Source organism: Streptomyces tauricus, assembly GCF_014650955.1.
Taxonomy (GTDB): domain Bacteria; phylum Actinomycetota; class Actinomycetes; order Streptomycetales; family Streptomycetaceae; genus Streptomyces; species Streptomyces tauricus.
Window position 1 is genome coordinate 69,998 of the sequence record NZ_BMVY01000030.1, and the last position, 20,480, is coordinate 90,477.

The following is a 20,480-nucleotide window of genomic DNA, read 5'->3' on the forward strand; positions in this document are numbered from 1 at the left end:
GACGGAACGTCAGCGCGTCAACGTGTCAGTGCGTCAACGTCTCAACGTGTCAACAACAGAGGGTGCGGCAGCTCTTGGACTCGGTGCTCATGGACACGATGCTCCTGGCCTGGTGCGACGCCTGTCAACATTCGGATTTTCTGAATTAAATCGATCCCGGTGAAGAGCCCGACGAGGCGCGGAGCCGGCCCGGGGACACGCCGAGCGGGTCCCGGTAGAGCACGTCCAGGGCCACCGAGCCGCCAGCTACGGCCAGTACCGAATCCGGGAAACTGGTCGGCGCGACGGCCGCCGCCCGGTCGGGCCCGACCTCCTCGCGCAGCGCGGCGAGGCAGTCCTCCCGGTGGATGGCGCCCACCTCGGTGACGACGACCGTGTCCGGGTTGAGCACGTCGAGCAGCAGCCCCACGGCCCGCCCGGTCATCCGCGAGCGGTGCAGCAGCAGCCGTACGGCGTCCGCGTCGCCGCCGGCCGCGGCGGCCAGCACGTGCATGGGGTTCGCGGTACGGATGACCCCCGCCTCGCGCGCCCGCCGGCACAGGGTCCGCTCGCTCAACTCGGCCTGCAGGCAGCCCGTCCGGCCGCAGTCGCACCGCTCCGTGCCGCCCGCGAGCGGCAGATGGGCGATCGAGCCGGCCTGGGAACGGGGACCGTGGTGGACCCCCTCATGGGTGGCGAACGCGGCGTCCACGACGTTGCCCGCGAAGAGGTGCAGCACGCTCAGACCCTCGCGTGCCACCGCTCCGAACAGCCGCTCCCCGTTGACCAGCGCCCGTGCGTGGCCGTCCACATGGACCGGCAGACCGGTGTACGCGTGCAGCACCTCGCGCACCGGCACGTCCCGCCAGCCGAGCAGCGGATGCTCCACGACGGTCCCGGAGTCCCGGTCCACCCAGCCGCCGGCCGCGAAACCCACGGCGAGGGGGATACGGCCCCGGGCGTCCGTCAGCAGGGCCCGCAGCCCGGCGGCGGCGTTCGCGAGGACCCGGGCAGGTTCGGGGGCGGCCTCGTCATGACGCAGCCGGCGCTCGGCGACGACCCGGCCGCGCAGGTCCAGAAGGGCGACCGTGGTGTACGGCACCGCCACGTGCACGCCGCCCACGACGAACCGGGAGCCGTCCAGGTCGACCGGTACGTGGGGGCGGCCGACCCCGTTCGACCGGCGCGGTCCCGGCGCCTCCCGGATCAGACCGAGTGAGGTGAGCCGGGCGCAGTGGTCGGTGACCGAGGCCGGGGAGAGGCCGGTCAGCCGGGCGACGGTGCTGCGGGCCACCGGGCCGTGGTCAAGGACCGACCGCAGGACGGCGCTGGCACTGGTCCTGCGCCGGTCGCTGTCCACGGCGCCGCGGGGATGGGGGGAGAGGGGGCGTACGGGGGCGAGGGAGGAACTGGGCATGGAGAACTTCCTCGGGGAGGGTCCGACACTGCGCCGACGTCTGACGTCTTACGTCTGTCTCGTCCGGCGAGCGGGTGCCTCCGCGCTCGCCTCAGCGCAGGCGACAGGTGGCCGTGCCCTGGCGCCGCAGGTCGACGTAGCGACGCGACGCGAAGTTCTCAGCTTGCGGAACCATGCGCCGAGCGTAGGCGCTACGGCCCACTCCGGCCAGGGGGGTTGTTCGTCCTCGAACGCCGGACGGGCTAGGGATAGCCCCTCCGGCGTTTGAGGAGCGGGGGTTCGGGGGCGGAGCCCCCGAGACGTGGACGGGAACGGGTAGGGGCGGCGGGGGCGAGGAACCCCCCGGCGGGATCACACCCCCTCCGTGACCAGCATCACGCCCCCACGGGTGTACGGCCCACCCTTTGTCGGAGGTGCACCAACCCCCACCGACCCCCTTTGTCGACCACTGACGGAGATCGACACAACCCCCCTGGGATAGCGTCACAACGTCCCCCGCCCTCACCAACGCCGGAGCCCCGATGACCACCGCCGTCGCCCAGACAACCCCGCGCCAGGTCCTCGCCGACCTCCTCCCCGCCTCCCGCGTCAGGGACATCGCACTCGTGGCCGGCGGCGCCGCGCTCACGGGCCTCGCCGCCCAGCTCGCGGTGCCCGTCCCGGGCTCCCCGGTCCCGGTGACCGGCCAGACCTTCGCCGCCCTCCTCGTCGGCACCGCGCTCGGCGCCGGCCGCGGCCTCGCGGCCCTCGCGCTGTACGCGCTGGTCGGCCTGGCCGGCATGCCGTGGTTCGCCGGGGGCGGTTCAGGCGCCACCGCGTCGTTCGGCTACATCCTCGGCATGCTGCTCGCCGCGACCGTCGTGGGCGCCCTCGCCCGCCGCGGCGCGGACCGCTCGGTGGTCCGCATGGCGGGCGCGATGCTGCTGGGCGAGGCGATCATCTACGCGGTCGGCGTTCCGTACCTGGCTTGGGCGGCCGACATGACGACGGCCCAGGCCGTGGCGGCGGGCCTCACCCCGTTCCTCATCGGCGACGCCCTCAAGGCCGCCCTGGCGATGGGCGTGCTCCCGGCCGCGTGGAAGCTCGTCAGCCGCGAGAGCTGACAGCCGCCACGCCGCCGTAGTTCCTGCGGAAGAGGTTCGCCGGGTCGTACTGAGACTTCAGCCCGGCGAGCCTTTTTCGCGTCCCCGGGTCGTACAGCCCGTCCGCCGCACGGCCATTGCCCCCGGCCGCCCCGTACGCGAAGTTCAGGGCCCGCCCGATCGTCCACGGCTCCACCGTCGCGAGGGCGCGGCGCAGCAGTTCCCGGGCCGGGCCGTCGACGCCCCCGAGGACCCGTACGAGGAAGCGGCCCTCGCGGTGCGGTACGGAGTTCGGCCGCGACCGGGCCAGCGCGCCGCCCAGGTGGTTGACCTGGACGACGTACATCGAGGGTGCGCCGGGGCCGGTCAGGGCGAGGAGTTCGCCCACGGCGTCCACGTCCAGCGCGCTGAGCACCGCGCTGTCCCCGTGGTACGCGTGCGGGAAGTCCGGGTCGGAGTGGATCGTGCGGCTCTCGGCGTACGGCATCTCGCGCAGCGAGTCGGACAGCACCGGACCGATCCCGCGCAGCGGGGCGACGAGCCGTTCGCCGTCGGCGGCGGTGCCGGTGTGGGCGACGCGCACGGAGACCACGTACCGCCCGCGCAGGTGCGGCGGCAGCGCGGGCACGTCCGGGTAGGGCACGGCCGCGAACGACGAGGTCAGAGCGTCCGGAACGGTCGCCGTCCAGTGCTCGTACGCACGCAGCGCCGCCACCGGGTCCACCGCGCGCCCGTCGAAGGCGAGCGCCCCGCCGTACAGCCGCTTCACCGGTACGAGGCCGATCTCCAGCTCCGTGACCACCCCGAGGTTCGCCCCGCCGCCGAGCAGCCCCCAGAAGAGCTCGCCGCCGTCGGAGAGTTCGGCACCGTCGGCGGTCACATGGCGGAGCCGTCCGTCCGCCGTGACGACGTCCAGGGAACGGACGTGGTCGGCCGCGTACCCGAACTCCCGGGCCAGGATGCCGAGTCCGCCGCCCAGCGTGTATGCGACGGCGCCGACGCCGGGCGCGGAGCCGTTCAGCGGCGCCAGCCCGTACGGTTCGGCCGCCTCGACCACCTGCCGCCAGGTGACCCCCGCCCGCACGCGGACCGTGCGCGCCCGCGCGTCGACCGTCACCGAGTCCATCCGGCGCGTCGTGATCAGCACCCCGCCCTCGGAGTCGCCCGGCAGCCCGTGCCCGGTCGCCTGGACGCCGACCGGCAGCCCCGCCGCGCCCGCGTACGCCACCGCGGCGGCCACGTCCTCGGCGGACCGGGCGGCGAACACGGCGTCGGGCCGCTGGGTGAAGCCGGTCTGGAACCCGGCCAGTTCGTCCTCGTACCCGGGGTCACCGGGCACGAGGACGATACGGCCGGGGCTGATGAAGTCCTGCAGACTCACGGGGGACGTCCTTCGCGGTCGAAGCGCGGTCGAGGCGCTGCCGGTTCGCTGTCGGACGTCATGCTGACGGGATTACCTGACACCCGCCGTCAACATTTCCCCGTGATCAACATTTCCCCGTGAGCATGTCCCGTGAGTACGACCGTGGGAAGGGCAACGACTCCGTCAGGACTCGCTCCGCACGCCGCGCCGCTGCGTCCACCACAGACCCGCCACTCCCGCGGAGATGAGCGCGGCGCCCGCCGCGCCGAGCGGCAGCACCTGGTCGGCCGGACCGGTCCTGGGCAGCTCCTCGCCACCGGACTTGTCCCCCGACTTGTCACCCGACGTGTCGCCCGAGGAGTCACCGGGGGTGTCGCCGCCCGGGGTGACGGGGCTGTTGTCGGTGCCGAGCAGGAGAGGCGTCGCCGGAGCGTTCGGCGAGGGGTTGTTGGCGCCGAACGGGACCGGGCCCTGCTGCCAGAACGTCTTCGTGCCGTCGGCGTCCTGGACGGGCAGACAGATCTTGCCCTCCTTCTTCAGATCGAACGTCGCGTCCACGGCGTACGACTTCGACTTGCCCGCGGCCAGACTGTCGATGGCGCAGGCGAAGCCGCTGTTCGATCCCTCGGGGAGGTCCTTCTCGGCGATTTGCGAACATCCCTTGACGCTCTTGACCGAGAGGCCGTCAAAACCGACCACGAGCAGTCGGATTGCGCCGCTCTCCTTTGTTCCTCCGTTTTTCACCGTGGCGGTGATCGCCGTCTCCTGCGAGCCGTTGTCGACGCTGATCTTCTCGGGCAGCGACGTCGTCAGCTTGACGCCCGCGGGCGCTTCGTCAACGACCTTTCCCCCTTGGTCACTCATCGGTCCCGGATCGTCCGCCCCGGCGGAGAAGGAAAAGATCATCACCGCCGAGAAAGATGCGGTGAGCAGCGATCCCGTGGCGATCGTCCTACGACGAGAACTCATGTTCGTCCCCCTTGTAACCCCGTGACTGCGCCTGAATTCGCAGTACTTGAAGAGGTACCACAAGATTTCTCCGCACTATGCTGGTGCGGCACAAAGTTGTGGCCATTGTGCTTCTTTGCGATTCTTCTGTGGCTGGTGTTGAAGGGGGGAATGGGGGTGCCGGAAATAACGAGGGGCGGTATTCCGGGATTGCTGGTTACAGGTCGGTACCGATTGGTCGAGAGTATTGGACAAGGGGGAATGGGGCGGGTGTGGCGGGCCGCCGACGAAACGCTCGACCGGCGGGTCGCCGTCAAGGAGATGCGCATAGACGGCATGGACCAGGAGGACGCCAGGACCCGCCGCGAACGGACCCTGCGCGAGGCGAGGGCCACCGCCCGGATCGACCACCCCAATGTGGTGCGCGTGTACGACGTCGTCGACGAGGGCGAGCGCCTGTGGATCGTGATGGAGCTGGTCGACGGCCGCTCCCTGGAACGGGTCGTGGCGGAGGACGGGCCGCTGAGCCCGCGCGCCACGGCCCGGATCGGGCTCGAACTGGTGGCGGCGCTCGACCAGGTGCACGCGGGCGGTGTCCTGCACCGGGACATCAAACCGGGCAACGTCCTGATCGAGCGGCGGGCCGGCCGGGTCGTCCTCACCGACTTCGGCATCGCCGCCATCCAGAACGCGGAAGCCCTCACGATGGCCGGCATGCTGGTCGGCTCCCCCGACTACATGGCACCCGAGCGCGTCTCGGGCCGCCCGCAGGGCCCGCCGTCCGACCTCTGGTCCCTGGGCGCCACCCTCTGCGCGGCGCTGGGCGGCAGGTCCCCGTTCTCCCGAGCGACGACCCTCGCGACGCTGCACGCGGTGCTGTACGAGGAGCCCGAGATCCCGTCCGCTGCGGGGGAGTTGCGGGACGCGCTCACGGCCCTGCTCCAGAAGGACCCCGCGGACCGCCCCGCGCTGGAGGAACTGGCCGCACTCCTCGGCCCGACGGCGGACGGCACCACGGGAACGGCGGCGCTCACGACCACGACCACGCCCCCGGAAGCGACACCGGAAGAGACGCCGGAGCCGGAACCCCTCCCGGAACCGGAACCGGAGCCGGAGCCGGAGCCCGAAGAACCGGCCGCCACCGATCCGGAGCCCCCACCGGCCGAGCGCCCGACACCCCTGTACGTACGCATCCCGCCCCCGGAGCCGGAGTCGGAGCCGGTGGAGGACGCCGTACCGGCCAGGCCCACCCCGACACCCCCGCCGACCCCGACACCGGAGTCGCCCGCCCCCGAACCACTCCCCGACGTGGAGAACACGTCCTCGGAAGCCCCTGCCGAGGGCACCCCCGAACTCCCCTCCGAGGGCGCGCCCCCCGGGCAGGAGTCACCACCGGAGCCACAGCCACAGCCGCAGCCGGAGCCGCAGTCGGAGCCGCAAAGGAATGCCGAACTGCCCACGAGGCCGCGGTCCGCCCCGACTCCGACTCCGGCCCCGTCACCGCCCCCGTCACCGATGCCACCGGGTGAACTGCCCGGCCCCGCCGTCCCGTCAGCACCGCGCCGCACGGGGGACCGGAACCGCGGCCTCCTCGGCCGGAAGGGGCTGATCGCCGCTGTCGGCGTGGTCGTCGCCGGCGCGCTCGCCGCTCTGCTCGTCCCGATGCTCGGCGGCTCGCCCGACGACAAGGACAAGGGGTCCTCGTCCCCGTCCCCCACCGTCGCGGGCACCGTCCGCCCGCCGAGCCTCCCGGCGGGCTCCCGCACGGAAGCGGGCATGTACGCGTGGGCGCCGCCCGACGGCTGGGAACGGGTCGTACAGAGCGGCGCCGAGGTCCACTACACGTCACCCGACCGCAAGCAGGAAATCCTGGCCAACGCCTCACCGGCCCGCGGCGATCTGCTGGAGCAGTGGCGGAAGACGGAGGAGACCACCAGCAAGGGCCTCGACTACCAGCGGATCCGGCTGGAGGAGACCACGTTCCGGGGGGAGCCCGCGGTCGTCTGGGAGTACACGGTCACGGCCAAGGGACTGCCCTGGCACGCCCGGCTGCTCGGTTTCGACGCCGACGGCAAGTCGTACGAGATCACGACCTGGTACCACCCGGACGTCGAGGAGCGGGCCCTGCGCGTCTACGACAACGTCAAGAAGAGCTTCACTCCGCTGTGAGCACCCCGCTCCCGCACACGACGACGCCCCCACGGAAAGGCCCGCGGGGGCGTCGTACGGAATAGGGGCCGTACGGGCAGCAGTCAGACCTGCTCGGTTCAGACCCGCTCGGTGTCGGACGCACCGGAAGCGAGCCGGTCGTTCTTCCCGCGCCGGACCTTCTCCAGTACCAGCGAGACGCCCACGACCAGGGCCGCCACCAGCAGCGACAGGAGCACGGTCTGGCGGCCGTCGTGCTCGGTGTCGGTGAGCATGTAGCCGAGGACGAAGACGATCAGCGCGATCGTCGCCCAGGTCAGATACGGGTACAGCCACATCCGGACGACCAGCTTCTCCGGCGTCTCACGCTCGATGATCTTCCGCATGCGCAGCTGCGAGAGACAGATGACGAGCCAGACGAACAGGGCGACCGCGCCGGAGGAGTTGACAAGGAAGAGGAAGACCGAGTCGGGGAACTCGTAGTTGAAGAACACGGCGACGAAGCCGAAGGCGACCGACGCGAGGATCGCGGCCATCGGGACGCCACGGCTCGTGGTGCGGGCGAAGACCTTGGGCGCGTCACCGCGCCGGCCGAGCGAGAACGCCATGCGGGAGGCCGTGTAGAGGCCGGAGTTGAGACAGGACAGGACGGACGTCAGCACGATGAACTTCATGATCTCGCCGGCGTTGGCGATGCCGAGCGAGTTCAGGGCGGCGACGTACGAACCGTCCTTCTGGATGGACTCGGAGTCCCAGGGCAGCAGCGTGACGACGACGAAGATCGAGCCGAGGTAGAAGACGCCGATCCGCCAGATGACGCTGTTGGTGGACTTGGTGACGGCGCGCTGCGGGTTCTCGGACTCGCCGGCCGCGAGGGTGGCGATCTCGCTGCCCATGAAGGAGAAGACGACGAGCAGGATGCCGGTGAGGATCGAGCCGGGTCCGTGCGGCAGGAAGCCGCCGTGGTCGGTGAGGTTCCCGAGCCCCGCGCTGTCGGTGTCGACACCCGGCAGTACGCCGAAGACGGCGAGCCCGCCGATGACGATGAAGGCGCCGATGGCGACGACCTTGATCCCGGCGAACCAGAACTCGAACTCGCCGTACGAGCCGACGGAGCCGAGGTTCGTCGCGGTCAGCACGAGCATGACGATGAGCGCCCAGCCCCACTGCGGTACGGCCGGGACCCAGCTCTCCAGGATCACCGCGCCCGCGGTGGCCTCGATCGCGAGCACGACGACCCAGAAGAACCAGTACAGCCAGCCGATCGAGAAGCCCGCCCAGCGGCCGAGCGCACGGTCGGCGTGCGCGGAGAACGAGCCCGAGGTCGGGTTCGCGGCGGACATCTCGCCGAGCATCCGCATCACGAGGACGACCATGGTCCCGACGAGGGCGTACGAGAGCAGGATGCCGGGGCCCGCGGTGGCGATACCGGTGCTGGAGCCGACGAAGAGGCCGGCGCCGATGACCCCGCCGATCGCGATCATCGACAGGTGCCGGTTCTTGAGCCCGGCGTGCAGTCCGCCGTCGGGCTCTGCGGGGCTTCCTGGGCCGTCGGGGCCGTCTGGGCCGTTACCGGCCTTCGTCATGGTCGGCTGCGAGGTCATGTGGGGATTCCTTTACGCCGGGGATGCGCCGGGATGCGCCGGGACACGCCGGGGGCCGTGGGGGTCGGCCCGTCGAGCCGGTCCAGTGAATCCCAGGTGAATAGATTCGTGAACCTTTGAATCCAGATCGTTACTTGAGGTTTCTCTGAGGTTCTATAGTGTTGCCCGCTGTTTTCCGGCACTCGCCCCGGAGCGTTTCCTGCGCCTGCCCCGACGGGGCCGATGCGAAACAGCCGTGTCACACTCGGACCATGCGCGTGTACCTCGGCTCCGACCATGCCGGTTTCGAACTCAAGAACCACCTCGTCGAGTGGCTCAAGTCCGCCGGGCACGAGCCCGTCGACTGCGGGCCCCTCATCTACGACGCCCAGGACGACTACCCGCCGTTCTGCCTGCGCGCCGCTGAACGTGCCGCGGCCGACCCCGAGGGTCTGGGCATCGTGATCGGCGGGTCCGGGAACGGTGAGCAGATCGCCGCGAACAAGGTCGCGGGGGTGCGGGCGGCTCTCGCGTGGAGCGTGGAGACGGCGGCGCTGGGGCGTCAGCACAATGACGCCAACGTCGTGGCGGTCGGGGCGCGGATGCACTCCGAGGAGGAGGCGACGAAGTTCGTCGAGACCTTCCTGAACACGCCGTTCTCGGGGGACGAGCGGCACGTCCGCCGCATCGACATGCTGTCGTCCTACGAGACGACCCACGCCCTCCCCCCGATCCCGCCCCACCACCCGCAGGCATAGAAGCTTCCCGTCACGTACTCGGGGGCTGCGCCCCCGAACCCCCGGTTCTCAAACGCCGGACGGGCTGAAAGATTCGCGGACCGTCGGCGACGTCTTCAGCCCGTCCGGCGTTTGAGGACGAAGGGGGTCTGGGGCGCAGCCCCGGTTTCGGGAAGGGGCGGGGCTGGGGAAAAAAGAAACCCGTAGGAGGACCCGTGCCGGAGGGGCACACCATCCACCGGCTGGCCGAGGACTACCTCGGCGGATTCGGCGGCCGCAAGGCGCACGTCACCAGCCCCCAGGGCAAGCTCACCGACGCCGCCGCCCTCCTGACCGGCACCACCCTCACCACCACCGAGGCCCACGGAAAACACCTCTTCCTCCGCTTCGAGACGGACACCTGGATCCACATCCACCTCGGCCTCTTCGGCAAGGTGAACTTCGGCGCGACCCCCGCGCCCCCACCCACCGACACGGTCCGCCTGAGACTCAGGAACGACACCGCGTACGTGGACCTCCGCGGCCCCACCACCTGCACCCTGATCACGGACACGGAGAAGCAGGCGATACACGACCGCCTGGGCCCCGACCCGCTGCGCGAGGACGCCGAGCCGGCCCGCGCGTACGAGCGCGTCTCCCGCAGCCGTACGACGATCGCCGCCCTGCTCATGGACCAGAAGGTCGTCGCGGGCGTCGGGAACGTCTACCGCGCGGAGGTCCTCTTCCGGCACGGCATCGACCCGTACCGGCCCGGCAGGGACATCACGCGCGCCGAGTGGGACGCGATGTGGGCGGATCTGGTGGCGCTCATGCGCGAGGGGGTCCGCAACAACCGCATCGACACGGTCCGCCCGGAGCACGAACCTGAGGCGATGGGCCGCCCGCCGCGCAAGGACGACCACGGCGGCGAGGTCTACGTGTACCGCAGGGCCACCCTGCCCTGCCACATCTGTGGCGGCGAGATCCGCACCGCCGGTCTCGCCGCCCGCAACCTCTTCTGGTGCCCCACCTGCCAGAAGACCTGAGGTCCCCCGAGAGACCCGGGGGAGGGCTCCTCAGAAGCCGTGCGGCAGCCAGGGTGCCACGACGGAGGCGAAGCCGAGCGAGGCCTCCGCGAGGGCGCCCTGGCGCAGTTCCCGCACCCGTCCCGCCGCGGCCAGCGAGGCGAGGGACACCCCGCCGAGATAGGCCGCCCCCAAGTCCCGTACGGACAGGCCGATATCGGCCGGGTCGGAGGTCCGCGCGCAGGACGCGCCCTTCGCGTCGCCGGAGAGCCGCCAACGCCCCTCGTTCCAGGGGCAGAAGGAGTCCTCGACCTCGAACACCACGTCCACCGGCGCCTGGTACGTCCGCGCCTCCAGTGCCGCGCCGACCTCGACGAGCCGCACATGGAGCGAGTCACGCGGGGCCAGGTCGCAGCGCCGGCTGTCGGAGACGAGGTGCTGCCAGGCGTCGTCCAGCGGCCTGTTCCACACCTTCACCTTCGACGTCAGGTCGATGTCGAAGAGGTGCCGCCACAGCGCCGCGTACGCCGCCGGGTCGAGCGCCTCCAGATCACGCAGCTCGACCGTGCCCTTCGGCCCGGCCGGATCCCAGTCCGGCTTGTTGAAGTAGCGCGCGTAGCCCACGACTTCGCCGTCCCGCTCCGCGAGTACGCACTGCAGCGGCGAGGTGCCCTTGCGGTCGCTCTCCGGGTCGAGCAGCGCCAGCCGCTCCCAGCCGGGCCGCCGCGCGAGCATCCCGGGCCGCACCGCCACGTGCCGCGCGTACACCGCCTCGCAGGCCTCGGGCACCCCTGGCGCGTCGGGCTTCACGAGCCGCAGCCGTACGTCGTCCGTGCCGTCCGGCACCGACAGCCGCACCCGGTCCGTGTCGATCTCGGCCCGCAGTTGCTGGGTCGCGATGCCGTAGCCGAAGCGGCCGTAGATGGCCGGTTCCGACGCCGTGAGGGCGGCCAACGGCTCCCCCCAGGACCGTACGTCGTCCAGTTGGCGCCGCATCATCGAGGTGAGCACCCCGCGCCTGCGGTGGGTCGAGGCGACGCTCACCATCGTGACGCCCGCGGTCGGTACGGACGCGCCGCCCGGCACCGTGAGCCGGAAGGTGAAGGCGCCGGCCGTGCCCACGCACTCGTCACCGTCCCAGACCCCGAGGGAACGGTCGTGCTCCGTGAGGTCGCTCCACAGGGCGCGTTCCTCGGCCGATTCGGCGACCCCGCCGAACGCGAGCTCCAGTTTCCCGTACCACGCGTCCCAGTCGGCCGGGCGCAGCACGCGCAAGTCTGTCGTCATGTCCCCATGCCTACCAGGGCAATCCGGGATGAGCGACCGGATTTCTCCTGGGCGGGCGGTGCCGGGTCCCCATCCGGCCGTACGCTCTGCGATGACCGGGCTTCCCTGTGACTTCCGTCCCCGGACGGGGGACAAGTGGGACCTCCCGTGCCAAGCACCTGGTCCGATGGATAGGGTCCCGAACTAATGGCAGCAGGACGAGAGCGGCGCGCAGAAGCCGATACGTTCACGGCCCGGTTGAAGAAGCAGGTACACCGGGTCCGCACAGGGCTGCGCAGATCCGCCGTCGACTACTTCCGGGGCGACGGTTCGGACTGGGTCGCGCTCGCCCTTCTCCTGATGACCATTCCCGTGATCGCCTTCGTCACACTCATGAACTCCGTCTGGTGCTCACCGGCGATGCTCGTCCTGCCGATCGTCGCCGGCGGCCTGCTGCTGCGACCCTCCAGCCTGCTCAGCCTGTACGCGGCGGCCGCCACGGCGCTGATCGTGGAGTCGGTGAGACTGGGCCCGTACACGGAGGGCCCCTCCCGTGTGACGCCCGGAATCGTGCTGGTCGTGGCGGCCTGCGGGTTCTTCGGCCTGCTGATCGCCCAGTTCCGCAGCCGGGTCGGGGTGCCGTGGCGGCGAGGCGGAACGATGCTGTTCGACCTGCGCGAGCGGATCCGGGTGCAGAGCAAGCTGCCGAAGCTGCCGATGGGCTGGCACCGGGAGATGGCGCTGCGGCCGGCCGGCGGTCAGTCGTTCTCCGGTGACTTCGTCGTCGCGGCCCGTACGAACGGCGGGCGCACCCTGGAGGTCGTCCTCACCGACGTCTCCGGCAAGGGCATGGACGCGGGGTCGCGTGCGCTGCTCCTGTCCGGCGCGTTCGGCGGCCTGCTGGGCTCTCTGCCGCCGCACGCCTTCCTGCCCGCGGCGAACGGATACCTGCTCCGCCAGGACTGGGACGAGGGTTTCGCCACGTCCATCCACCTGGTCCTGGACCTCGACTCCGGGGACTACGAGCTGTTCTCCGCCGGACATCCGCCGGGCCTTCAGCTCAGCGCGGGCAACGGCCGCTGGGAGGAGAAGGTCGCGGAGGGACCGCTGCTGGGCGTGTACGGCGGCGCGCAGTTCGACTCGGTGAAGGGCTCGCTGCGCCCGGGCGACGTACTGATGCTGTTCACGGACGGCCTCGTGGAGACGTCCGAGCGGGACATCGTCGAGGGCATCGACCGCCTGACCGGGGAAGCCGACCGCTATGTGGCGGGCGGCTTCCACGGGGCGGCCTGGCACCTGATCGAAGCGGTGGCGAAGGACGTGAACGACGACCGCGCCCTCCTGCTGATCTGCCGAGAGGGCGCGACAACGGGCCCGGCCACGCTGTGAGCTCCGCTCGGGGCAGGGTTCGTCGACTGCGGCCCGGCGGGGGCGGGCCGCGCAGTTCCCCGCGCCCCTGAGGGGGCGGTTCTCAGGGGCGCGGGGAACTGCGCAACCGGGGGCGAGGGGGCGGAGCCCCCATGCGGGACGGGTAGGGGCGGCGGGGGCGAGGGAAAGGTCCGCTAGCCGACCGGTGTGGGCTTCCGTGGCTCAGAGGCCCGCTCAGCCCCGCCGCCAGGCAAAGCCCGGGCTAGCCACTCCGCCCGGCCCGCCGCCAACGGCCCCAGCACGGCCAGCACCAGCACATACCCCGCGATGAACGGCGACAGCCGGGCGTCGAGCCCCGCCACCGCGGCCATCGTGGCAAGAATCAGCGCGAACTCCCCCCGGGCCAACAGCGTCGTGGAGATATTGGCCGCGGGCCCGGGCCCGAATCCGTAGATCCGCGCGGCCCCCAACCCCGCCAGCACATTCATCACCAGCGTCACAGCCACCGCGGCCAGCACCGGCCACAGCACACTCGGCAGATCCCCCGGATCGATGGACAGCCCGAACGCGAAGAAGAACATCGCGCCGAAGGCGTCCCGCAGCGGATGCACCAGCTTGAGGATCCGCGGCCCCGACGTCGTGCTGCCGAGCATCAGTCCGACCATGAACGCCCCGATCGCGTCCGCCACCCCGAACCACTCCGAGACCCCGGCCATGAACACGGCCGCGCCGAGGAAGGAGATGACGAGCAACTCGTCGTCCCTGGTGTCGAAGAGCCGTCCCACGATCCGCGTACCGAAGCGCGCGGCGAGGGCGAGCAGCAGCAGGAAGGCGAAGGCCTTGCCGCCGTCCAGGACCGCCGAGCCGAGCGAGTCGGCGCCGGACAGGATCGGCTGGAGGGCCGCCAGGTAGAGGGCGAGGAAGATGTCCTCGACGACGATGATGCCGAGGATCGGCTTGGTCTCGGGGTTGCCGAGCCGCCCCGTGTCGACCAGCACCTTCGTGACGATCGCCGACGAGGAGATGCCGAGCACACCGGCGAGCACCAGCGCCTCGGACGTACCCCAGCCGAGGGCGAAGCCGAATCCGAGGCCGGCGCCGACGTTCAGGGCGAGGTAGGTCCCGCCGGCGAGTGCCATGCGGCGTCCGCCCGCCTTGAGGTCGTCCATGTGGAATTCGAGGCCGAGGTAGAAGAGCAGCAGCACCAGGCCGAGTGCGGAGAGCATCTCCATGTCGTGCGGGTCGGAGACGAGCACGAAGCCGGGTGTGTGGGGGCCGAGGAGTATCCCGGCCAGGATGAAGAGGGGGATGGTGGGGAGCCCGATGCGGGCACCCACGCGGGCGAGAACGGCGGCGGCCAGAAAGGCGCCGCCCATGGCTATCAGAAGCTCTGCGTGTCCGATGGGCCCGTTCCTCCTTGGTCGAGTAGGTCAAGAGAACGTCAAGAAAGCGTCAGTAGTTAGTTTACCAAACGATTAGGAGGGTGATCGGGATGGGGTTCTCCCCACCCGGACCGGGCGGCCGCCCCGGCCGCCCGTATCGCCGCCCGCATGACCGCCCTGACGGCCCCCTCCTGCGCTTCGCGGGCGGCGGCGCGGGCCGGCCTCCCCAGGAGGGCGAAGTCGTCCTCACCCAGGGCGCCGTAGGCAGGGAGGGTACCGACGGTACGGTGGGCGACCGCGTCACCCTCACCCTCGTCCCGCTGATGAAGGGCTTGACGGGCCGGGCACCGTACATACCGCCGCTGGTGCACGGATCCTTCGCGGCGGCCGTGGTGATCCTCGGGCTGACGGCGGTGACCGTACCGGTCAGGGCGGCGCTACGGGGCACACTCGACGCATGACCGACAACGAGCGCCGCCCGCTGCTGACCCTCACCGAGGTCGAGGCCCTGGCGCGCAACGCGCACGCCGCCCAGACGGACAAGGCGGGCCGCCCGTACGCCGAGCATCTGCGGGCGGTGGCCGAGGGGGTACGCGCCCGCGGCGGCGACGAGGACCAGATCGCCGCCGCCTGGCTGCACGACTCCGTGGAGGACGACGCGCTCTCCGAGGACTGGCTGCGCGAGGCCGCGCTCTCCACCCGTACGAAGGACCTCGTGCTGGCCGTCACCAAGCGGCCGGGCGAGTCCCCGCAGGCGTACGCCGCCCGCATCCTGGCCACCCCGGGAGCCCTCCTGCTGAAGGAGTCGGACCTGGCCCACAACGCGAACCCGGAGAGGCTGGCGGCCCTGGACCCCGCGACCCGCACCCGCCTGACCGAGAAGTACAGGAAGATGCGCGAACTCCTGGACCTGCCCCAGAACCCGCGCCCCTGAGGAGCGCCCCTGAGATGCGTCTCAGGGGCGCTCCTCAGGGGCGCGGGGAACTGCGCAACCCAGCCGCATCGAACCCGCGGGTTACGGGCTACGCCGATATCCCGATCCCGGGTCCGACGGGGCGGGCCAAGTCCTGACAGGCCGACCCGTCAGGACTTGGCCCGCTCGCGCGCGAGCTCCGTAGCGTCCCGCTTGAACGCCCACTCCATCTTCGGCTCCATCGCGAAGCGGAACATCCGCTGCACCACAGGCGTGCACAGCGCGGTGATGACCGCCGCCGCGAAGACGGACACGAGGACTTCCCCGACCGGATGGTTCAGCCAGGCGTACTCGTCGTACCAGCCCCAGAAACGGGAACCCTTGGCGAGGAAGCCGTGCAGCAGGTAGCCGTACAGCGTGCCCGCGCCGAGGACCGTGAACCACATCTTGCGGCGCGGCACCCACGCGAAGAAGCACGAGGTCAGCACCATCGAGCAGCCGAACATCGCGAGCGTCATCACGACACCGGCCCACCAGGGCGCACCCAGCTCCTGGGCGCTGTCACGGTGGTAGAACCAGGCCGAGTTCATCCGCGGCCCCGCCCAGTACGCGAAGGCCAGCGTGACCGCGAGGACCGGTACCGACAGGATCCGTACCTCGCGGCGCCGCATCAGCTGGAAGTGCTCGGGCTTCATGAACAGGCCCACGACGAAGAACGGCAGGAACTGCAGGACGCGTTGGAGGTCCAGGTCGTCGCCGATGTCGGGGGAGACGGAGGCGAGGACGGCGATGGCGAGCGCGAGCGGTACGGGCCAGCGCACCGCCTTCCACAGCGGGACGGTCATCCGCCACACGAACAGCGCGACCAGGAACCACGTGAGGTACCAGGGGTCCAGCAGACTGATCGGATGGCTCGGATCGTCGTCGGCCCACCTCTTGAAGAGGGAGTACGCCACCTCGAAGAGGACGTACGGCACGACGACGCCCGTGATCAGGCGGCGCAGCCGGTCGGGGCGCATGTCGAAACTGCGGGAGAAGTAGCCGGAGATGATGATGAAGGCCGGCATGTGGAAGGTGTAGACGACCATGTAGAGCGCTTCGGCGGCGCGGCTGTGGTCGGTCAGCGGTTCCCAGGCGTGGCCCATCGCGACGAAGACGATCGCGAGGTACTTGGCGTTGTCGAAGAACGCGTCACGCTGCTTGACGGGTCTGACGTCCGGCGCGGCGGCGGGGCTCGCGTGCGGTGTTCCTGGTGGTCGCGGGCTCGGTACTCCCGGCGCCGGTGACTGTGCCGGCGGGAGCGGAGCCCTCTGTTGGCCGTGCGGACGGAGCGAGTTCGTCACAGACCCTCCCACCAGGAGCCGGGGGAGACGATCCGCGACCTCGCCGCACATGCGGGGGACGAGGCGGCGTAGGACATCTGAAGCACCCTAGCGTTGTCTGTGGGATTCCGTGAAACCCCTGAGTCGATTCCTGCTTATCGTCCCTCGGGTACCCAGGATTTCGTGAAGTTGACATGGCAACGGCTATGGCGAGCGCCACATTTGGTGTGGACGTTACGTCCTGATTCGTCATGACTAAACATCGCATACCACCCGCGGGCGACTCTGGTGGAATGTCCGATCGAGTCGGCTTTAGTGCCCTGTTAGTGCCCCGCCCGACGAGGTGCGGGTGTGCCTGTGCCAACAATTCGAATTACCTGCGAACAGGTTGTGTGCACAGGTGTGTGGACATGGAAACGATCTCTATGAATTCCCCGTGCGGGGGATACCTCGAATTGCCGTGCGGGGCCTGGCCGTTCACGTCGGTGACCGATGGATGCCTCACCCGCCGCATACGGCGGCCCTGTTGGTGGCACGATGGTTCTGGCGGGGGTGTGCGGGGTTGCACCTCCGGGCCGGGAGAGCGGACCGACCGTAGGGTGTGATCAGTTGTGGCCATTTCGCTGTCAGTGGTGCTGCTGTTGGCGATCGTCCTGGTGGTGTTGATACGGGGTGGTTCGATCAAGGCGGGGCCGGCGGTAGTCGCCGTGCTCTTCGGCTTCTTCCTTGCCTCCACGGGCATGGCGGACGACATCCAGCGCTTCCTCAACTCGATAGCGGAGACCATCAACTCGATCCAGTTCTGAGCGGGTGCACGGGCCCGGCGATCCATGGGCGCGCGGCGCGGGAGCGGACGGGACGGGGCTGCCCGGACCCGTTGCCCGGCGTACTCCGCGCACGGCCGGCCCGCCGACGACCCCGGAACGGGCCCTTCGTCTTCGCTACTGCCACCGCTTCTGCCGCCGTCGCTCCTGCCGCTGCCGCTGCCGCCGCGGTCGCGGTCCTGTCCGGGCTCGCGTCCCGCACCGGACGCCCGGCGTGCGACGCGCGAACGTCCGTCCCTCGTACGCCCCTTACGCGCCCCTGGCAGGCCGCGGACGCGCGGTGAGGGCTCACCGGAATCCAGCGAAGGAGAGCGCCGACGTGGACGGAACGACCGCCTGGCGGCTGCGTGAGAGCTGGGAGAGCCCGACCGGGACCGTCCGCTGGGACCGCCTCGGACCGGACGACGGCCCGCCGGTGGTGCTGCTGCACGGCACCCCGTTCTCGTCGTACGTGTGGCACGAGATCGCCCCTGCGCTGGCGGCCGAGGGGCACCGGGTCCACGTCTGGGACATGCCGGGCTACGGCGCCTCCGCGAAGAGCGACGGCCAGGACGTCTCACTGAAGGCGCAGGGAGAGGTGTTCGCCGGGCTCCTCGGCGTCTGGGGACTCACGCGTCCCTCGGTGATCGCCCACGACTTCGGCGGCTGCGTCTCCCTTCGCGCGCACCTGCTGCACGGGGCCGGCTACCGGCGCCTCGCCCTGGTCGACCCGGTCGCGCTGGCGCCCTGGGGCTCGCCCTTCTTCCGCCTGGTCGCCGAGCACGCCGACGTCTTCGGGCAACTGCCGCCCCCGCTGCACGAGGCCCTGGTCCGCGAGTACGTCAGTTCGGCAAGTTACCGCGGGCTGCGGTCCGACGTCCTGGCCGCCCTGGTCGCCCCCTGGACGGGAGAGGCGGGACAGCCTGCCTTCTACCGTCAGATCGCCCAGGCCGACCAGACCCACACCGACGAGATCCAGGGCCTGTACCCCTCGATGGACCTGCCCGTCACCGTCTGCTGGGGCGAACGGGACACCTGGATCCCGCCCGCCAAGGGAGAGGAACTGGCCTCCCTGATCCCCGGCGCCCGCCTGCGCACGATCCCGGACGCCGGCCATCTCGTACCCCTGGACGCCCCGGCCCGCCTCCTGGCGGCCCTGCTCACGTTCCTCACCGACTGACCCACACGGCGCGAGAACCTGACCGGAACCCCGGAAACGACCGAGGGCCAGGCGGAGGAATGACCTCCGACCTGGCCCTACGTCATCTGGAGCGGGCGACGGGAATCGAACCCGCGTAGCTAGTTTGGAAGACTAGTGCTCTACCATTGAGCTACGCCCGCACAGCATGCGCCGCAGGTCAGTGACGCGCGGCACTGGAGCATCGTAGCGGGTCGTACGCCCTCGTCGCACACCGCGTTCCGGTGGACGGCGACGCCCCGGGAAATGCGGACGTGGCACGGTCCGCGGGCATGTACCCTACGTGTCGCACCAGACGGGGTGTGGCGCAGCTTGGTAGCGCGTCCGCTTTGGGAGCGGAAGGCCGTGGGTTCAAATCCCGCCACCCCGACCACCGTGCCGGACCACCGGCGAGATCACCTTTTTGGGGCGTGTACCGGCTGCGGCTAGTATGCAAACTGCGCGCCCGTGTGTCTGCATTTTTACGTCCCTCAAGGGCCGCCAGTCCGCTGAGGTTCCGCCGTATCCGGCGGAGACCGTCAGTAGAACCCAAAGAAGTCAGCCCCCAAGGAGACCGAACCGTGAAGAGCGCCGTGGAGACCCTGAACCCGACCCGGGTTCGGCTCAGCATCGAGGTGCCCTTCGAGGAGCTCAAGGACAGCCTCGACGCGGCGTACAAGAAGATCAACCAGCAGGTCACGGTGAAGGGGTTCCGGAAGGGCAAGATTCCGGCTCGTGTCATCGACCAGCGGTTCGGCCGCGGTGCGGTTCTTGAGGAAGCGGTCAACGACGCGCTTCCCAAGTTCTACACCGACGCGGTCAACGAGGCCGAGCTGAACGTCCTCGGCCAGCCCGAGGTCGACATCACGGAGCTGAAGGACGGCGAGACGCTGAACTTCACCGCCGAGGTCGACGTCCGTCCGACGATCGAGATCCCGGACTACTCCGGTATCGAGGTCGAGGTCGACGCCGTCGAGGTCGGCGAGGAGGACATCGACAAGGCCGTCGAGGAGCTGCGTGAGCGCTTCGCCTCGACCGCTCCCGTCGAGCGTGCCGCCGAGGAGGGTGACGTCGTCACCCTCGACCTGGAGGCCAAGGTCGACGGCGAGGTCCTGGAGGACGGCGTCGCGAGCGGCGTCTCCTACACCATTGGCTCCGGTGAGCTGCTGGAGGGCATCGACGAGGCCGTGAAGGGCCTGGAGGCCGGTGGCGAGGCCACCTTCTCCTCCGAGCTCAAGGGCGGCTCGGCGGCCGGCAAGGAGTCCGAGGTCACCGTCAAGGTCAGCCAGGTCGCCAAGCGCGAGCTGCCCGAGCTGGACGACGACTTCGCACAGCTCGCGTCGGAGTTCGACACCCTCGAAGAGCTGCGCGCCGACAGCCGCAAGCGCCTCGAGAACATGAAGCAGTACGACCAGGCCACGCAGGCCCAGGAGCGCGTCCTGGAGAAGCTGCTTGAGCTCGTCGAGGTGCCCGTCCCCGAGAAGCTCCTCGAGGACGAGATCAACACCCGCAAGCACAACCTGGAGCACCACCAGCTCGGCCAGATGGGCCTCGACCTCGAGAAGTACCTGGAGATCCAGGGCAAGACGGCCGAGGAGTTCGACGCCGAGACCAAGGAAGCGGCGGTCAAGGGCATCAAGACGCAGTTCGTCCTGGACGAGCTCGTCAACAAGGAGAAGCTGAACGTCAACCAGGAGGAGCTCACCGAGCACCTCATGCGGCGTGCCGCCTCTTCGAACATGTCTCCCGACCAGTTCGCCCAGGCGGTCGTCGAGGGTGGCCAGGTTCCGATGCTGGTCGGCGAGGTCGCCCGCGGCAAGGCGCTCGCCGTGGTCGTCGAGGCCGCCACCGTCAAGGACACGAACGGCGAGATCGTGGACCTGGACGACGAGGACGAGGACGAGACCCCCGCGGAGACCTCTGCCGAGGCCCCGGCGGAGGACGCCCCCGAGGACAAGCCGGAGGCCTGACGCCCCCGCAGTCCCCCA

General features: G+C 70.4%; 17 protein-coding genes and 2 tRNA genes. 11 read left to right on the forward strand and 8 right to left on the reverse strand.

The genetic code is table 11. From position 1 onward, the window contains the following. Positions 1 to 145: 145 nt before the first annotated feature. A complete protein-coding gene (locus IE278_RS32510) occupies positions 146 to 1,396 on the reverse strand; it encodes an ROK family transcriptional regulator (RefSeq protein WP_189777415.1) in 1,251 nt (416 codons plus the stop codon). Between the two features lie 521 nt (positions 1,397 to 1,917). Between IE278_RS32510 and IE278_RS32515 the strand changes: the two genes are divergently transcribed. Beyond that, positions 1,918 to 2,499, forward strand: a complete 582-nt coding sequence (locus IE278_RS32515) for a biotin transporter BioY (protein ID WP_189777417.1) — start codon at positions 1,918 to 1,920, stop codon at positions 2,497 to 2,499. Here IE278_RS32515 and IE278_RS32520 read toward each other — a convergent pair. Both IE278_RS32520 and IE278_RS32525 read right to left on the reverse strand, forming a co-directional pair. Further along, positions 2,483 to 3,853, reverse strand: coding sequence for an FAD-binding oxidoreductase (locus IE278_RS32520; protein WP_246570991.1), 1,371 nt, complete (start codon positions 3,851 to 3,853; stop codon positions 2,483 to 2,485). The genes IE278_RS32515 and IE278_RS32520 overlap by 17 nt on opposite strands. A gap of 171 nt (positions 3,854 to 4,024) precedes the next feature. Beyond that, complete coding sequence (locus tag IE278_RS32525; RefSeq protein WP_189777420.1) at positions 4,025 to 4,810, reverse strand: hypothetical protein; 786 nt, start codon at positions 4,808 to 4,810, stop codon at positions 4,025 to 4,027. Positions 4,811 to 5,050: 240 nt separating this feature from the next. Between IE278_RS32525 and IE278_RS32530 the strand changes: the two genes are divergently transcribed. After that, the gene (locus IE278_RS32530; RefSeq protein WP_246570982.1) at positions 5,051 to 6,958 is read left to right on the forward strand and encodes a serine/threonine-protein kinase; all 1,908 of its coding nucleotides are present in this window, start codon (positions 5,051 to 5,053) and stop codon (positions 6,956 to 6,958) included. A 98-nt stretch (positions 6,959 to 7,056) separates the two neighbouring features. On the opposite strand, the gene IE278_RS32535 is transcribed toward IE278_RS32530, so the two are convergent. Beyond that, the gene (locus IE278_RS32535; protein WP_189777423.1) at positions 7,057 to 8,541 is read right to left on the reverse strand and encodes an amino acid permease; all 1,485 of its coding nucleotides are present in this window, start codon (positions 8,539 to 8,541) and stop codon (positions 7,057 to 7,059) included. 251 nt (positions 8,542 to 8,792) lie between these two features. On the opposite strand from IE278_RS32535, the gene IE278_RS32540 reads away from it, so the two are divergent. Next, the gene (locus IE278_RS32540) at positions 8,793 to 9,278 is read left to right on the forward strand and encodes a ribose-5-phosphate isomerase (protein WP_189777425.1); all 486 of its coding nucleotides are present in this window, start codon (positions 8,793 to 8,795) and stop codon (positions 9,276 to 9,278) included. Between the two features lie 194 nt (positions 9,279 to 9,472). Beyond that, positions 9,473 to 10,282, forward strand: coding sequence for an Fpg/Nei family DNA glycosylase (locus IE278_RS32545; RefSeq protein ID WP_189777427.1), 810 nt, complete (start codon positions 9,473 to 9,475; stop codon positions 10,280 to 10,282). Positions 10,283 to 10,312: 30 nt separating this feature from the next. On the opposite strand, the gene IE278_RS32550 is transcribed toward IE278_RS32545, so the two are convergent. After that, positions 10,313 to 11,548, reverse strand: a complete 1,236-nt coding sequence (locus IE278_RS32550) for a GNAT family N-acetyltransferase (RefSeq protein ID WP_189777429.1) — start codon at positions 11,546 to 11,548, stop codon at positions 10,313 to 10,315. A gap of 186 nt (positions 11,549 to 11,734) precedes the next feature. Here IE278_RS32550 and IE278_RS32555 point away from each other — a divergent pair, with 186 nt between their 5' ends. Continuing rightward, the gene (locus tag IE278_RS32555; protein ID WP_189777431.1) at positions 11,735 to 12,916 is read left to right on the forward strand and encodes a PP2C family protein-serine/threonine phosphatase; all 1,182 of its coding nucleotides are present in this window, start codon (positions 11,735 to 11,737) and stop codon (positions 12,914 to 12,916) included. Between the two features lie 173 nt (positions 12,917 to 13,089). Here the strand turns inward: IE278_RS32555 and IE278_RS32560 are convergent, their stop codons facing one another. Next, entirely contained in the window at positions 13,090 to 14,271 is a 1,182-nt protein-coding gene (locus IE278_RS32560; protein WP_189777433.1) for a cation:proton antiporter, read from the reverse strand. 116 nt (positions 14,272 to 14,387) lie between these two features. Here IE278_RS32560 and IE278_RS32565 point away from each other — a divergent pair, with 116 nt between their 5' ends. Both IE278_RS32565 and IE278_RS32570 read left to right on the forward strand, forming a co-directional pair. Then, positions 14,388 to 14,738: a hypothetical protein gene (locus tag IE278_RS32565; protein WP_189777435.1), complete on the forward strand. Its 351-nt coding sequence runs from the start codon at positions 14,388 to 14,390 to the stop codon at positions 14,736 to 14,738. Then, complete coding sequence (locus IE278_RS32570) at positions 14,735 to 15,211, forward strand: HD domain-containing protein (protein WP_189777437.1); 477 nt, start codon at positions 14,735 to 14,737, stop codon at positions 15,209 to 15,211. Before IE278_RS32565 ends, IE278_RS32570 begins: the two co-directional genes overlap by 4 nt. 149 nt (positions 15,212 to 15,360) lie before the next feature. Here the strand turns inward: IE278_RS32570 and IE278_RS32575 are convergent, their stop codons facing one another. Then, complete coding sequence (locus tag IE278_RS32575) at positions 15,361 to 16,533, reverse strand: acyltransferase family protein (RefSeq protein ID WP_189777439.1); 1,173 nt, start codon at positions 16,531 to 16,533, stop codon at positions 15,361 to 15,363. Between the two features lie 590 nt (positions 16,534 to 17,123). Between IE278_RS32575 and IE278_RS32580 the strand changes: the two genes are divergently transcribed. Beyond that, entirely contained in the window at positions 17,124 to 17,318 is a 195-nt protein-coding gene (locus tag IE278_RS32580) for a hypothetical protein (RefSeq protein WP_107016269.1), read from the forward strand. A 337-nt stretch (positions 17,319 to 17,655) separates the two neighbouring features. Beyond that, positions 17,656 to 18,495, forward strand: coding sequence for an alpha/beta fold hydrolase (locus IE278_RS32585; RefSeq protein WP_246570985.1), 840 nt, complete (start codon positions 17,656 to 17,658; stop codon positions 18,493 to 18,495). 87 nt (positions 18,496 to 18,582) lie between these two features. Here the strand turns inward: IE278_RS32585 and IE278_RS32590 are convergent. Next, a tRNA-Gly gene (locus IE278_RS32590) sits at positions 18,583 to 18,656 on the reverse strand. A 153-nt stretch (positions 18,657 to 18,809) separates the two neighbouring features. Between IE278_RS32590 and IE278_RS32595 the strand changes: the two genes are divergently transcribed. Together IE278_RS32595 and tig are read left to right on the forward strand one after the other, a co-directional pair. Next, positions 18,810 to 18,886: transfer RNA gene (locus tag IE278_RS32595), tRNA-Pro, on the forward strand. A 187-nt stretch (positions 18,887 to 19,073) separates the two neighbouring features. Next, positions 19,074 to 20,462, forward strand: coding sequence for a trigger factor (gene tig, locus IE278_RS32600; RefSeq protein ID WP_189777440.1), 1,389 nt, complete (start codon positions 19,074 to 19,076; stop codon positions 20,460 to 20,462). Positions 20,463 to 20,480 lie beyond the last annotated feature (18 nt).

Excerpts from the sequence above, each read along its gene's own strand:
- IE278_RS32550 (WP_189777429.1), bottom strand. The coding sequence starts at position 11,548 with ATGACGACAGACTTGCGCGTGCTGCGCCCGGCCGACTGGGACGCGTGG.
- IE278_RS32515 (WP_189777417.1), top strand. The coding sequence starts at position 1,918 with ATGACCACCGCCGTCGCCCAGACAACCCCGCGCCAGGTCCTCGCCGAC.
- IE278_RS32560 (WP_189777433.1), bottom strand. The coding sequence starts at position 14,271 with ATGGGCGGCGCCTTTCTGGCCGCCGCCGTTCTCGCCCGCGTGGGTGCC.
- IE278_RS32525 (WP_189777420.1), bottom strand. The coding sequence starts at position 4,810 with ATGAGTTCTCGTCGTAGGACGATCGCCACGGGATCGCTGCTCACCGCA.
- IE278_RS32565 (WP_189777435.1), top strand. The coding sequence starts at position 14,388 with ATGGGGTTCTCCCCACCCGGACCGGGCGGCCGCCCCGGCCGCCCGTAT.
- IE278_RS32510 (WP_189777415.1), bottom strand. The coding sequence starts at position 1,396 with ATGCCCAGTTCCTCCCTCGCCCCCGTACGCCCCCTCTCCCCCCATCCC.
- IE278_RS32540 (WP_189777425.1), top strand. The coding sequence starts at position 8,793 with ATGCGCGTGTACCTCGGCTCCGACCATGCCGGTTTCGAACTCAAGAAC.
- IE278_RS32555 (WP_189777431.1), top strand. The coding sequence starts at position 11,735 with ATGGCAGCAGGACGAGAGCGGCGCGCAGAAGCCGATACGTTCACGGCC.
- IE278_RS32530 (WP_246570982.1), top strand. The coding sequence starts at position 5,051 with ATGGGGCGGGTGTGGCGGGCCGCCGACGAAACGCTCGACCGGCGGGTC.
- IE278_RS32535 (WP_189777423.1), bottom strand. The coding sequence starts at position 8,541 with ATGACCTCGCAGCCGACCATGACGAAGGCCGGTAACGGCCCAGACGGC.
- IE278_RS32570 (WP_189777437.1), top strand. The coding sequence starts at position 14,735 with ATGACCGACAACGAGCGCCGCCCGCTGCTGACCCTCACCGAGGTCGAG.